Genomic DNA, 15,025 nt, shown 5'->3' on the forward strand with positions numbered 1-15,025 from the left:
GGACCCCTTGAATTCCGAAGCTTTAATATGTGTTGCGCCGCGCCATAAAGACAGTATTTCCAAGCCCACCACAACAAAGGCTTCCGGAAATGCAAGATACGCATTCGGGTTCGGTTGAGTCCCAATCTTTACACAAACACTCTGTCGCAGCCCTCACCATTGGCGCGATTGGCGTTGTTTTCGGCGATATTGGCACCAGTCCGCTCTACGCATTTCGGGAGGCTCTGCATCACAGCGCGCCTTTAGGTGGAATACAGGATACGGCAATTTTTGGGGTCCTTAGTCTGGCTCTCTGGTCGCTGATCTTGGTGGTTACCGTTAAATATATCATTTTCCTGATGCGCGCGGACAATGATGGAGAGGGCGGCGTGCTGGCCCAGCTTGCACTTGCAGGTCGAGGAATGGGCGGACGCAAAGGTGCGGTGCTCGCGCTGGGCGCAGCGGGCGCTGCTTTATTTTACGGCGATGCCATTCTCACGCCCGCATTATCTGTGCTCTCAGCCGTGGAGGGGGTCAAAACCATCCCCAATATCGGCGACAACATCTCGCAAAAGACGATCATCGGCATAACCCTGCTGATTATGTTGGGTTTGTTCGCCATTCAGTTTCGCGGCACGGCAATGGTCAGTAAGCTATTCGGCCCGATATGCGTTATTTGGTTTGTGACCATCGGCGCGCTTGGTGTCATGCATATAGCAAGCTATCCCGCTATTTTGGGCGCATTGTCGCCGCATCATGCAGTGTCATTTCTCTCCAATAACGGCATGATTGGATTAATCGTTTTGGGGTCGGTGTTTTTGACCGTCACAGGTGCGGAGGCCTTGACCGCAGACATGGGACATTTCGGCCGACTTCCAATCCGTCTGGGTTGGTTTCTGCTGGTGTTCCCCGCGTTAAGCCTAAACTATTTCGGGCAAGGCGCATTTGCCATGGTCGCTTTAGAACAGGCCCAGGCCGCGGGCATAGCGCTTGAAACCAGAGATTGGTTTTTCCTGATGTCGCCTGAGGCTTTGCGCATTCCCATGATCATATTGACGGGACTTGCGACCATCATTGCCAGCCAGGCGGTCATTACGGGCGCCTATTCCTTGACGCAGCAAGCCATCCAGCTCGGTCTTTTGCCGCGCATGAAGATTGTTCAAACATCCGCAGGAAGCGCCGGTCAGATATATATCCCTGCAATCAACTGGATGTTGTTATTTGGCGTATGTGTGTTGGTGTTGGAGTTTGGCAATTCGTCGGCAATGGCGTCTGCTTATGGTATTGCCGTAACTGGTACGATGGTTGTCACCACATGCCTTGCCTTTGTGGTGGTTCACAAACTCTGGCACTGGAGTCTTGGCAAATCCTTGCTGGTCATAACCCCCTTCCTTGCGATTGACCTCATTTTCTTTGGCGCAAACATTTTGCGGGTGTTTGAAGGCGGCTGGGTTCCATTGGCATTGGGCGCGTTCATCTGCTTGCTCATCTGGATATGGGTGCGCGGCAAACGCTTGATCGATCTGAAAGAAAATGATGGCGCTATGACGCTCACCGAACTCGGTCGTTCATTATCGAAAAGCGCCATTACCCGTGTTGCGGGAACTGCGGTTTATATGACAGCAAATCCGGAAGGCGTTCCCGGAACTATCCTACATAATATGAAACATTATCGGGTGCTGCATGAACGCAATATCGTGCTGACCGTGCGCACCGCGAGTGTTCCTTATGTACCGCAAGACGAACGCGCCACTTATGAGAAGATAGACGCGAACTTCACCCGAGTGACATTGCGATATGGTTTCATGGACACCCCCGATGTGCCCGCGGATTTGGCATTCGCAATTCCGAAAAACGACACGCCGTTACATGCAATAATGACGAGCTATTTTGTTGGTCGCAACATGTTGCAAGCCTCCAAAGACGAAGGTTTGCCCTTCTGGCAGGACATCATTTTGATATTCCTGCAACGCAACGCCTATAATCCAGCCGAGTTTTTCAATATTCCGTCCAACCAAATCGTTGCCATCGGCGCGCAGGTTGTCGTCTGAAGGACCGTAAAGGCGGGGGCTTCCGATGGCTACATATGTAACGACAGCGCTTTTGTGCAATCACCGGCGCGGCTAAAAAATTTGTCCTTTGGTGGGTGTCGCAACCCTAACCTTACTTCGCGGCCGCCTGATGCTGCAACGTCATTCCCCGTGCATGGCGGCGTTGGAAGCCCTTCCATAATGTAACGCCTTCGCCGCCGGGGCTATAGGCGCCCCATGCTGTTCCGGCGGGGGCATCCCATGTGCCGTCATCCGAATCTTCAACCGCCATATGCAGATAGGCGGACTTATTGTGGTCTTTCCGAAGGTGGACGGCCAGAAATGCGGTGATGAAATGCAGGTTGATGGCGTTCATCCTATCCTGCCGCCAGATGGGGTCTTCAAACCAGTCGATATCCCAAACCGTTCCGCGCATTTCCGGCGGTGCAGGGTTAAGCGCAATGGCATGGCCCGCCTGTTTGTAGGTGAGCAGATAGCGCTGACTGTTCACTGCGCCGTTAAAGACCGCTAGCGCACCGCTTTTATATTCCACAACAGGGTCGCTATCGCCGTGAATCAAAAGCAAAGGCGCGGTGATCGCGGCGAGCCCTTCTGCGCCCCAAGCGCTCCGTGGCGCACCGCCAGCAGGCGCCAATGCCACCACGGCCTTTACGCCTTTTAACGCTATGGCATCGGCCTGCGGCGTGCCGCGCGCAAATGCTTTAAGCGATCCACCCGCCACCAGTTCCATATTCGGACCCGCCGGATCCAGCGATGCCCCGCCAGCGGTCAGCGCGCCATAGCCGCCTTGTGAATAGCCAATCAGCGCCACATTAGCCGCATCGACAAGGTCGCCCAAAATGGTGCGCAGTTCGCTTGTGACAAAAATGATGTCGCGCGGTCGGTTGAAATTCGGCGCAGCGCGGGTGCTGGGCGACGCGACATAGGGGTTTGGGTCATTGTGATGAATAGCGGCAACGACATATCCCTTGGACGCCAAATTTTCGGTGAGCCAGGTCATCATGGCGGGGTTGTTGCTGTAGCCATGGCTGATGATGACCAATGGATGCTTGTTCCCTGCAGACTGCGCGTCCGCCACAGCAATGCCCTGTTGCGAGAAGCTTACCGGTGGGAACGGCGGTTCCGCCCACAGGCTTCCGCGATAGAGGACGGGCTTAGCCCCTTTAGTAGGCAACGCAGGATACCAGATATCGACCCGCAAACTACGATCAACACGCGGCACTTGGGTACCATCCACCTTGGCGTTTTCGACATCCGGCTGATTATGATGGGTGAGCAGGATGGAACGGAAACCAACTGTATTTGGACCCAAAGCGGCAAGTTCTGGCGCATCAACGCTGGGGATGCTCGGGACGCCTGCCTGTACCGGCACCGCAAACAGGGCAAGGCCTGCAAGCCAGATGTTGCGGATCACGCGATCATCTCCTCGCCGCTGAACGGCGATGCGGGCCAGGACAATTGTTGGGCCATCCAAGGATATTCCGCAATCAATGGCAGGAAGGTTTTTTCGCGCAGGACCTTCTGGCATAAAGTTGCGGTGCGCTGCGGAATGTCACCGAGTTCATCCATCCGCGCCACAACCTGAACCGCGCGCGAGAAGCGCCCACGCGTCATCGGTTCAGCGCGTAGCTCCGGCAGCAGCTCCGGCACCGCTGCCAGGCACACCGGCGTGGTGATGGTCCACCCAATGCCTGCGGCCACCAGCGCCAATTGCTGATGCGAGGATTCAACTTCGACCATCTGCGGCAGTTTCAATTTCATCCGGACAATCTGACGTTCGATTTGCTGGCCTGTGCCCGTCAGGCGCGAAAAACGGATGAACGGCAAGGATGACGATGGCACCCCGCTAATGTCCAATGGCTCGCGAAAGTCTTTCGGGAAAACCATGATGAAGCTCTCTTCGAACACAGGGTGCAGCTCCACAGTGTCGCGATGTTCAAGGCTGAAACTGCCGGTGACCAACATGTCAATGTCCCGCGCCAAAAACTCGCCTTGATGCTCCATAGAAATGCCAGACCGAATGTTCCATCGATCCGCACGTGCGCCAAGATGCTGAAGAAGCGGCGCGGTAAGTTCGTTGGCAAGGCTGAACGACATCGCGACGGTAACACTCGAAATAGGCAAATTCGCGCCTTCGCGGACCTCATCATATGCAAGGCGGGCATGGGCGATCAGCTTGTGACCACGCGCAAATAAGGATTTTCCGCTTGCCGTTAAGCCTAATGGGCGCATCGTGCGATCAAATAAGGACGCGCCAATACCAGTTTCCAGCCGGGCAATCGTTTGCGAAACCGCCGATTGCGTGACCTGCAGATGCGCAGCGCATTGCGACATGCCGCCTAGCTCCACGGTCATGATGAACACTTCCAATGCGTGCAGGTCGAATTCCTGTGGCAATTTCATACAACAGCCCCTCCAAGCGCGCAGGTATAGTCAATGACTAACATTACCTACGCTAATGGATATTCAAGACTTTACGTAATAATGCCATGCATTTTCGACATAAACAGATTATGCTTCAGCAGCGTTGCATGCTTGCATCACTTTGCCGGATCGTAGGTGCTAACCGGATGCCGATGCAATGCCAGTAAGCCTCTCAAGGTGCCAATGCACATGCCCAACAAGATGAAGGCCAAGGGCAGTCCCGTGGCGATAGCACCAGCCTGAAGCGAAGTGAGCCCCCCGTTGAGGAGGAGAAGGACGCCGATACCACCCACCGCGACCAACCATATCGTTTTTTGCTTCAGCAAAGTATCGGTGCGCCCACCCGCCGTCATCGTATCGATTACAAGTGTACCAGAATCCCATCCCGTTACGAAAAAGATGAGGATGAGTACAATCGCTACAAAAGACGTGAATTGCGCCCAAGGCAAAGCGCCCAGTAGAACGAATAATTGCGTGTCGAGCGATGCTTTGGCCAAATCCGCACCATTGCCGGCAACAATTTGCGCAATGCTGGCATCGCCAAAAATGGTTAGCCACAATATGCCGAGCAAGCTTGGCGAAATCATAGCGCCAGCAATAAATTCGCGCACCGTTCGGCCCAATGAAATACGCGCCATGAACATGCCAACAAAGGGGGCCCAGCTCATCCACCACGCCCAATAATATACCGACCAATCATTGTAAAAACCGGTGTCCGTCCGCCCCAGTGGGTTGGATAATGACGGGAGCAGTTTGAGATAGTTGTAGATGTTACTGGCAAGGTCGCCAAGCAGTTGAAGCGTCGAGCCCGTGGTCAACACAAAGATTAATAATGCAAAGGCGACCCACATGTTCACTTCACTCAAAATCCGGATACCGCGATCAATGCCCCCCCTAATCGACAGAAAGGTAATACCCGCCATCACGAAAATGAGCGCGAGGATTGTCAGCGACGAGCTTGGCACGTCATACAGATAGGCAATCCCTGCCATCGCCTGCTGCGCACCAAGGCCTAGAGACGTCGCAAGTCCAAAGATTGTGGCAAGGACCGCCAAAATCTCCAAAAAATCCCCGGTGCGGCCCCAAACAGCCTTGCCAAACACAGGGTAGAATGCCGACCGCATCGATAGCGGCATATTGAAGTTAAAGGTGAACACCGCAAGCGCAAGACCGGTCACGGTGAAAATTGCCCAAGGATGCAGCGCCCAGTCAAAGATAGTCGCCGCCATCGCTATGCTGCGTGCAGCCTCAGGATTGCCGATGGCACCCCCCAATGGTGCGGCAGGACCGCCCGCCATGGCGGATGTGAAATGGGTAACAGGCTCACCCACACCATAGAAAACCAAGCCGATGCCCATGCCCGCGCCGAACAACATCGCAAACCACGAAAGCCGCGAATAATCTGGCTTCGCGCCTTTACCACCCAAACGGATTTTGCCCAGCGGCGACAGCGCAACAACAACGCAGAAGAGCAAAAGCAGGTTTCCCGACGTCATAAAGAACCAGTCGAAGTGGGAAACCGCACCACTGCGCAACGCCGCAAACAGGTCCGTCGACGCTTTCGGCGCAATCAGGCTGAATAAAATGACGGCGAAGGAAATGAAGGCAGTTGGCAAGAATACCGCGGGATTGATGTGCATCCCGCCCCAGTTACGATTGGACTGGCCGTAATTTCCCAGATCTATTGCTTTATCCCAATCTGCCATTGAACCCTCCCCCAAAGGTGCGATGCCGTTCGGTCAATGGCGTGCCGCCGTTGTCATCGCCGTCCAAAGCCATTCTGAAAAACTGCGCCAAACTTCGACATGGAAACGATCCTCTGCCTCACGCAGGATGATAATTTCGACCGTTTCATAAATGGTACGTGTTGCCCGACCAACGGCAAATTGGTTGAGGTCCAATGGGCATCCGGCCATTAAAATCTCGGACGCGCGCGGGCCTTCGATGACAAGGCAAATGGATCGTTCGCTAACATCTGTGATCGCGACCGGAAGCCCGTCCCCTGTCGGGATCGGCGCGTCAACGTCAGCGCGTAAAAGCCATTCATCAGGGCCAAGGCACATAATGCCACCTTCGGACGCGCCGATTTGCCTTGGTATCTTGACCTGTAACAAGCGCTCCAAATCTTCTGCATTGCGTGCTCGCAGCGCATGCCGCTGCATCGGCGGTGCAAGACTGATACGCACACCATCTGCTACAAAGGGCGCATCGGAAACTGGCTCATGCCGAATAAGGTTATCAGACATGCAGCCGTGCTCCTTCCGGGTCGTAGAAAACGGTGCCGCTGACTTTGGCAGTATGCGTCTTGCCTGGCATTGGAATATATAAGGTATCGCCCACCATATCATGTCCGCCTGCTACCAGCGCCATCGCAATCGAACGGCCAAGTGTTTCGCTCCAATAAGAAGATGTCACATGGCCAATCATGGTCATAGGGATGGGTTGTTTGGGGTCAGCAACAATCTGCGCGCCTTCCTCCAAAACGACATTGGGGTCATCGGTCAGTAGCCCAACCAATTGTTTGCGACCTGATGCAACGATATCGGGGCGCGCCATGGATCTTTTGCCAACAAAGTCAGGCTTTTTCTTACCAACCGCCCAATCAAGGCCAGCGTCAAACGGCGTCACCGTACCATCAGTATCTTGTCCCACAATAATGAAGCCTTTTTCGGCGCGCAAAACGTGCATTGCCTCAGTGCCGTAAGGGGTGATGTCATATTGCGCGCCGTGCGCCATTAATTGTTCCCAGACAAAGCGGCCATAGGCCGTCGGCACATTGATCTCAAAGCCCAGTTCTCCGGTAAAGCTTACGCGGAACAGGCGCGTTTTTATGCCACAGATCATTCCTTCGCGAATTGCCATATGCGGGAATGCTTCTGCGGATAGGTCAATGCCTTCGACCAAAGGTTCAAGCAATTTTCGTGCATTGGGGCCTTGCAGGGCGATGACCGCATATTGCTCGGTCGTGCTGGTCAACCAAACGTCAAGGTCGGGCCACTCGGTCTGGAGATAATCCTCCATCATATTCAACACGCGTGCCGCGCCGCCGGTTGTCGTGGTCAGGTGGAACCGATCTGGTGCCAACCTTGCCGACACACCATCATCGGTTATGAAGCCATCTTCCTTTAGCAGCAAACCATAACGACACCGACCTGGCTCCAGCGCCTTCCATGGGTTAGTATACATGCGGTTCAGGAATTCAGCGGCATCTGGGCCAACGACTTCGATCTTACCCAGTGTCGATGCATCAAAAATACCAACCGACGATCGCACAGCAACGCATTCTCGATTGACCGCCGCATGCATATCCTCACCCGCTTTGGGAAAGTAACGTGCACGTCGCCATTGCGCGACCAGCTCAAATACAGCGCCATGTGCCTGCGCCCAGCTATCGATATTGGTTGTCCGTGTGGGTTGGAACAACGCGCCCTTGGCATGTCCGGCCAATGCCCCAAATGTCTGGGGCGTGTAAGGCGGACGAAAGCTGGTGAGGCCGATATCAGGAACGGGTTTATTTAGGGCAGACGAAGCGATTTGCAGACCGTTAAGGTTTGATGTCTTGCCTTGGTCAGTCGCCATACCGTTGGTGGTATACCGCTTGATATGTTCGATGGAACGAAAGCCCTCACGCACAGCGAGCTTGATATCCTTTGCTGTCACATCATTCTGGTAATCGACAAAGGCCTTTATGCGGCTTTGGTCCTTAGGCGTGGGCAACACATCGATAACCGTGCCCTTTCCAAAATCCCAGTCGCCAGAGCATCCACCAACACAGTGGACATTTTCATTTGGGACATCTGGGACATAAGCGCCAAGGTCATCGCGCCATTTCAGGCTGCCCTTGCTGTGCGACCATAAATGCACGCTTGGCGTCCAGCCACCCGCCATCAAGAGCGCATCCGTCTCAACGCGATGCACCCGTTGGTCATCATAATTACATATATCAACGGAAGTTACACCATGCCTGCCATTCACGCCAACCACGCCGTGGTGCAGATAAAAAGTGATACCCAGCCGTTCCGCCTCGCGCATTAACGCGCTGTCCACGCTTTCACGGACATCGATAATGGCGGCAATGCCAATACCGGCTTTGGCCAGTGTGAAGACATCATGCCAGCCGCTATCGTGCGATGCCATTAATGTCACAGATTTGCCCACGGCCACGCCATAGCGATTGGCAAAGACCCTTGCTGCGGACGAGAGCATCACGCCAGGCGTGTCGTTACCATCGAAAACAAGTGGTCGCTCGATAGCGCCTTGCGCAAGCACGACTTCACCTGCCCTAATGCGCCACAATTTCTCCCGTGACCCATGCGTTACATCAGGAAGATGGTCGGTCAGCCGCTGCACCGCGCCAATGAAATTGTCGTGATAATAACCAAAAGCCGTCGTGCGTGTAAGGATCGTAACATTGGGTGCATCAGCCAATGCTTTAACGCTACGCTCCAGCCATGGCCATAATGCAGGGTCGGCCAATGCGCCGCCGCCCAATTCATCCTGCTCATCAATTAGAACAATACGCTTGTTTGTATCCATCGCACCAAGCGCCGCGTCGATACCGGCAGGTCCGGCTCCAATAATCAGCAGATCACAATGGGCGTAGGTTGATGCATATATATCGGGATCTTCAGCCGTGGGCGCATCGCCAAGCCCGGCCATCTTGCGAATAGCCGGCTCATACACTCTATCCCAAAAGGAGCGCGGCCACATGAAAGTTTTGTTGTAAAAACCTGCCGGAAAAAACATTCCCAGCCGATCGTTGATCGCGCCAAAATCCATCGACAATGATGGCCAGCGATTTTGGCTGAACGCCTTTAACCCATCATGGATTTCAACCCCTGTCGCGCGCAAATTGGGGGTGAAACGGCCTGGCCCGCGATCAACCGAAATAAGGGCATTGGGCTCTTCGCTCCCCGCTGCAACCAAGCCACGCGGGCGGTGATATTTAAAAGATCTGCCGAACAGCATCACCCCGTTGGCGAGCAATGCCGACGCCAAAGTGTCACCCGAAAAGCCTTGATAGGCCTTACCATCAAACCTGAATGTAACTGGTTGGCTGCGGTCAACACGTCCGCCAGTTTCAAGACGAAAGCCACTCATCTGCGCGGCTCCCCGGCTTTATATGTTGTCTCAAATTTATCGGTTACGGTATCCCGCACCGCGTTAAAGAAACGACCGCAGCCATGGATATGCCGCCAGCGTTCATGGTGCCGCCCACGCGGGTTGGCACGGATAAAGAGATAATCTTCCCATTCCGCGTCATTTTGCCCTGACGGGTCAAGCGGGCGCGCGATATGCGCCTGTCCTGCGTTGGCAAATTCAATTTCGGGACGTTTCTCGTCACAATAGGGGCAATGGATCAGGATCATATCAGTGCGCCACCGCTGCTGCTGCGGCTTCGTCAATCAATCGCCCGTTACGGAAACGATCGAGATTGAAAGGCGCGTTGATCTTGTGCGGTTCGTCTTTTGCCATGGTATAGGCCAGCAAGTCCCCTGCACCCGGCGTAGCCTTAAACCCGCCTGTGCCCCACCCGCAGTTGACGTAAAGGCCTTTGACCGGAGTCTTGCCCAATATCGGGGAGCGATCCGGCGTCACATCGACAATGCCACCCCATGTCCGCAACATGCGCATTCGACGGTAAATCGGGAATATTTCGCAGATTGCAGCGAGCGTATGTTCCACAATATGTAACGCACCGCGTTGCGAATAGCTCACATATTGGTCGGTTCCCGCGCCAATCACCAACTCGCCCTTGTCCGACTGGCTCATATAGGCGTGAACCGTGTTCGACATCACGACGCACGGGAAGGTCGGTTTGATGGGTTCCGACACCAGCGCCTGCAGTGGGTAGCTTTCGAGCGGAAAGTCGAGCCCAGCCATTTGCATGACAACCGACGTATTACCTGCCGCCGATACGCCGACGCGCTTGGATGCTATATAACCCCTTGTGGTTTCCACACCTTCTACCGCGCCATTTGCGTCACGACGGATACCCGTGACGGCGCAGTTCTGAATGATATCTACGCCCAAAGCAGCCGCTGCACGTGCATAGCCCCAGGCCACAGAGTCATGTCGCGCAGTGCCACCGCGCCGTTGCAGCGCCGCCCCCAAGACCGGGTGCCGCGCGTCTGGCGATATGTTCAATGGCGGACAATAGGCTTTCGCCTGTTCAGGCGTCAGCCATTCATTATCAACACCGTTTAGGCGATTGGCATTAATGTGCCGTTGCAAGCTTTGCACGTCATGCACATTGTGCGCGAGCATCATGACGCCGCGCTTGGAATACATGATATTGTAATTGAGTTCCTGACTGAGGCCATCCCACAATTTCACGGCGTGATCGTAAAGATGCGCGCTTTCGTCATACAGATAGTTGGAACGGATGATCGTCGTATTCCGCCCGGTATTGCCGCCACCAATCCAGCCCTTTTCAAGCACGGCGACATTGGTAATCCCATATTTCTTGGCAAGATAATAAGCCGCGCCGAGACCATGGCCGCCACCGCCGACGATAATCGCATCATAAGCAGGCTTAGGTGCAGCATCCGGCCATTGTTCAGGCCAATTTTGATGCCCCCCAAACGCTTTGGTAAACAGACTTAACGCACTGAAACGAGTCATGATTGCACCTGCGCCAGCGCCGCTTTCGCACGGCTCACATAGAAAGCCTTAAAATCATCAACCAACTTTTCCTCCAGCGCATACGGCCCTTGAACATAGCCATCATTCGCGATCCCACGATGATTAATCGCAGAAAAGTGCCCGTCTTGTTGATTGGTTTTCCGCCATAATGCTGCCAGATTATCGGGGTCATAATCGACCCCTTCAACCGCGTCTTCATGCACGAGCCAGCTAGTTCGCAGCATTGTCTTGTCGGGCCCAATGGGCGTCAACGAAAATGTCACAACATGATCACAACAGAAATGATGCCAGCTATTGGGCTGTGTCCAAACTGACAGGCTGGAGGTTTCAGGCTGTGTAAAAGGGCCAATGAGTTTCTGGCAGGCAAGCTTGCCGTCAATCGATTGCGTCACAGCGCCGTTTGCCAATGCCAAACGCGCGACGCGATGCCACCAACCATCAGGAAATTCTATCAGGTCGCGGTCAATACCCAATGACTGCCATTCTGCACGCTTCCCCTCCAGATAATCATCGGCAGGAGCGTCTTTACCGAACCCTGTTGTTCCTAGTACGCTAATCAATTCGGGATGACCTACGTCGCAATGGTAACATTCACGGTTATTTTCCATAACCAGCTTCCAATTGGCGTCTTCAACATAATTGTCTTGGACAACGACCTTCAATTTTTCGAGGTCATACATCGCGATCTGATCGACAATGTCTGCCTTTACGCGATCAATCGGCGGCGGATTATCGTTCAAGCAGATAAAAATCAGACCGCCCACATTTTCCAGCGCAACCGGTGAAAGACCATGGTCAGCCTTGTCAAAGTCCTCTGCCATGCTGCGCGCTGCAAGTAATTGCCCATCGAGGCCATAGGTCCATTGATGATAAGGACACATCAAACGTGGCGCACGCCCTCTTTGTTCAAGGCAGATTTTTGCACCGCGGTGCCGACAACTGTTCCAAAACGCCCGAACCTCATTATCGCGCCCACGCACGATGATGATCGAGTTATCTGCCAATTCGAAAACAAAATAATCGCCCGGATTTTTTATATGGGCGACAGTGCAGGCATATAACCAAACCGATTTGAGCATGACCTGCGTATCGAATGCGAACGCCTCATCACTGACATACAAACCACGGGGAAGTGTGTAGCCATTACGGTCATTGGCAAGCCAATTAGCGATCGGTGCGAAGTGCGACACGGGTTTAGCTCCTAAGTGCCATGTTATCAGGATCAAAGGGTGAATCGGCAATGATCGTGGCTTTATGCCGAACGCCCAAAATCACAATTTCCAATTCCGCGCCCTGCACTGCCAGATCCGGACGGACCATCGCAAGTGCAAGCGACTTACCGACGCGCCAGCCATAGCCACCCGATGTCACGCGACCAACAAGGTCTTCGCCATGATAAATTGGCTCCGAACCGCGCGCATCAGCATCGGTAACATCATGCACTTCCATGGTAACCAACTGGTTGGCGCTGCCACTTTCTTTCCATGCCAGCAACGCTTCCCGTCCAAAAAACGATGGTTTCTTGAGGCTAATGAAACGGTCCAAGCCGCTTTCATAAGCGGAATATTCAACGGACAATTCGCGCGGGATAAGCTTGTAGCTTTTCTCTAGCGCCATCGACGTCATCGCGCGAATGCCAAATGGCTTGATGTCGAATTCAGCGCCAGCCTCCATCAGTCTGTCGAAAATATAATTCTGCATTTCAATCGGATGGTGAATTTCCCAACCGAGCTCACCAATAAAGTTGACCCTCAACGCGTCTACTTGCGCAACACCAATGCTCATTTTCTTACCCGTCAGCCATGGGAAGGCCTCGTTTGATAAATCCGCATCCGTCAGCTTTGCCAGCACGTCACGTGACCGCGGCCCAGCAAGCACTAGGACACCCATAGACGTTGTCAGCCGTTCGAAATTGACCGATCCATCCTTTGGCATGGCCTTTTTCAGATAATCATGGTCATGCCGCTCATATGCCCCGGCCGAGACAAGATAATAACGCTGCGGCGCCGCTTTATAGACGGTAAATTCACTGCGCACGCCACCCTTATGCGTCAGCAGATAGGACAAGGTTACCCGCCCAACCTTTTTAGGCACCGCGTTTGTCAATAATTCGTCAAGCCAGCTTTCCGCACCCGGGCCCGATATTTCGCACTTGGCAAAGGCACTCATATCCTGAATGCCGACATGCTTGGTCACATGCAGGCATTCATTGCCGACATGTTCGAAATAATTGGAACGGCGGAACGACCATTTTTCACGGACGGGTTCGCCGGGCACAACGGGATGATTATCATTCAACAACACATCGGGCTTGTCGAGATCGGCTTCGCTTAAGGTATAGCCAGCGGGTGCAAACCAGTTGGGGCGTTCCCAGCCAAACACGCTACCAAACACCGCGCCAAGTGATTTCATCCGGTCATAGCATGGCGTGCGCCGCAATGCCCGTCCCGCTTCGCGCTCCTCATCAGGATAGTGCACCGTGAAGACCTTCGCATAGGCCTCCTCATTCTTCTCAACAAGAAAGCCTCGACCAGCATAATCGCCGAAGCGGCGTGGATCGACGCCCATCATGTCGATGGTCGGTTCCCCATCCACAATCCAGTGGGCCAACTGCCAACCCGCGCCGCCTGCGGCCGTAATCCCAAAGCTGTGGCCTTCGTTCAGCCAAAAGTTTTTGAGGCCCCATGCAGGGCCAATGATCGGCGATCCGTCAGGCGTATAAGCAATCGCGCCATTATAAACTTTCTTGATACCGACTTCACCAAAGGCCGGCACACGATTCATTGCCGCAAGTATGTAGGGCTCAAGCCGTTCGAGCGCGTCCGGAAATAGTTCATATTCGCTGTTCGCAGCAGGGCCATCGACATAGCAAGCGGGCGCGCCGACTTCATACGGCCCAAGCAAAAGGCCGCCAGCTTCCTCACGCATATAATAGCTCGCGTCAGATTCGCGCAGCACGCCCATTTCCGGCAGGCCCGCCTTTTTGCGCTCCATGATTGCGGGATGCTGGTCGGTCACCAGATATTGGTGCTCGACGGGTATGACAGGGATATCCAACCCAACCATCGCTCCGGTTTGTCGCGCAAAGTTACCTGAGCAGGATATGACATGCTCGCAAGTGATGTCACCCTGATCTGTCGAAACTAGCCACTCTCCATTAAGTTGCTGCGTGATACCGGTGACCGTTGTGTTGCGATAAATCGTTGCCCCACGCTGCCGCGCGCCCTTTGCCAGCGCCTGCGTAAGATCGGCAGGTTGAATATACCCATCATCGGGATGCTGAATCGCGCCAATGACACCGTCCATATTGGCAAGCGGCCAAATTTCTTTAACCTGATCCGGCGTTAGGAAGTTGACATCAACGCCAATGGTGCGCGCAACACCAGCATAATAATGATATTCATCCATCCGGTCCTTGGTTGTCGCCAGACGGATATTTGTGACTTGCGACAATCCCGCATGCAGTCCTGTTTCCGATTCCAAAGTGGGATACAAGGCCACCGAATATTGATGTAACTTACCCACAGAATAACTGAGATTGAAGAGCGGCAGAAGCCCCGCAGCATGCCATGTTGACCCCGAAGTCAGTTCCTTGCGTTCCAGCAAGACAACATCGCTCCACCCCATCTTGGCGAGATGATACAAAGTGCTTACGCCTACAACGCCGCCACCAATCACTACCGCCCGTGCCGTTTTTTTCATTTTATTCACTCAACTTTGATGTGAATCGGCTATGTCAGATGACATGGCGGTGCCGCAATTGGATTGCGTCCCAATTAGGTATATATAGTTTTTTCTAATGCTAAATATTAGCATTTTACATTGTTTCTTTGGACCAAACTTTCGAAGCCGTGTTAAAATGCGATTGGTGTTAGCTTACGCTTGAATCACACGTGACGGCTTCTATAGAAACGGAAACTGACAAG

General features: G+C 53.8%; 10 protein-coding genes. 1 reads left to right on the plus strand and 9 read right to left on the minus strand.

What is annotated here, in order from left to right:
• Window positions 1-89 precede the first annotated feature (89 nt).
• Complete coding sequence (locus tag D7D48_RS08280; protein ID WP_125230965.1) at window positions 90-2,030, plus strand: potassium transporter Kup; 1,941 nt, start codon at window positions 90-92, stop codon at window positions 2,028-2,030.
• A 112-nt stretch (window positions 2,031-2,142) separates the two neighbouring features.
• Here the strand turns inward: D7D48_RS08280 and D7D48_RS08285 are convergent, their stop codons facing one another.
• The 9 genes from D7D48_RS08285 to D7D48_RS08325 all read right to left on the minus strand — a co-directional run bounded on the left by D7D48_RS08285 (window position 2,143) and on the right by D7D48_RS08325 (window position 14,801).
• A complete protein-coding gene (locus D7D48_RS08285; RefSeq protein WP_185739825.1) occupies window positions 2,143-3,444 on the minus strand; it encodes an alpha/beta hydrolase family protein in 1,302 nt (433 codons plus the stop codon).
• On the minus strand, window positions 3,441-4,433 hold the full coding sequence (locus tag D7D48_RS08290; RefSeq protein WP_125230967.1) for a LysR family transcriptional regulator: 993 nt from the start codon (window positions 4,431-4,433) through the stop codon (window positions 3,441-3,443). The genes D7D48_RS08285 and D7D48_RS08290 overlap by 4 nt, the downstream gene beginning before the upstream one ends.
• A gap of 137 nt (window positions 4,434-4,570) precedes the next feature.
• Window positions 4,571-6,160, minus strand: coding sequence for a BCCT family transporter (locus tag D7D48_RS08295; RefSeq protein ID WP_125230968.1), 1,590 nt, complete (start codon window positions 6,158-6,160; stop codon window positions 4,571-4,573).
• A gap of 33 nt (window positions 6,161-6,193) precedes the next feature.
• Window positions 6,194-6,700 carry a sarcosine oxidase subunit gamma gene (locus D7D48_RS08300; protein WP_185739826.1) on the minus strand — a complete coding sequence of 169 codons (507 nt, stop codon included), beginning with the start codon at window positions 6,698-6,700 and terminating at the stop codon, window positions 6,194-6,196.
• Entirely contained in the window at window positions 6,693-9,554 is a 2,862-nt protein-coding gene (locus tag D7D48_RS08305; protein WP_125230970.1) for a 2Fe-2S iron-sulfur cluster-binding protein, read from the minus strand. Before D7D48_RS08305 ends, D7D48_RS08300 begins: the two co-directional genes overlap by 8 nt.
• A complete protein-coding gene (locus D7D48_RS08310) occupies window positions 9,551-9,823 on the minus strand; it encodes a sarcosine oxidase subunit delta (protein ID WP_125230971.1) in 273 nt (90 codons plus the stop codon). The genes D7D48_RS08305 and D7D48_RS08310 overlap by 4 nt, the downstream gene beginning before the upstream one ends.
• Window position 9,824: 1 nt before the next feature.
• The gene (locus D7D48_RS08315; protein WP_125230972.1) at window positions 9,825-11,078 is read right to left on the minus strand and encodes a sarcosine oxidase subunit beta family protein; all 1,254 of its coding nucleotides are present in this window, start codon (window positions 11,076-11,078) and stop codon (window positions 9,825-9,827) included.
• Window positions 11,075-12,289, minus strand: a complete 1,215-nt coding sequence (locus tag D7D48_RS08320) for an aromatic ring-hydroxylating oxygenase subunit alpha (protein ID WP_245964409.1) — start codon at window positions 12,287-12,289, stop codon at window positions 11,075-11,077. The genes D7D48_RS08315 and D7D48_RS08320 overlap by 4 nt, the downstream gene beginning before the upstream one ends.
• A 4-nt stretch (window positions 12,290-12,293) precedes the next feature.
• A complete protein-coding gene (locus tag D7D48_RS08325) occupies window positions 12,294-14,801 on the minus strand; it encodes a GcvT family protein (RefSeq protein WP_125230973.1) in 2,508 nt (835 codons plus the stop codon).
• Window positions 14,802-15,025 lie beyond the last annotated feature (224 nt).

The sequence above is a fragment of the Sphingorhabdus wooponensis genome, assembly GCF_003933235.1.
Taxonomy (GTDB): Bacteria; Pseudomonadota; Alphaproteobacteria; order Sphingomonadales; family Sphingomonadaceae; genus Sphingorhabdus_B; species Sphingorhabdus_B wooponensis.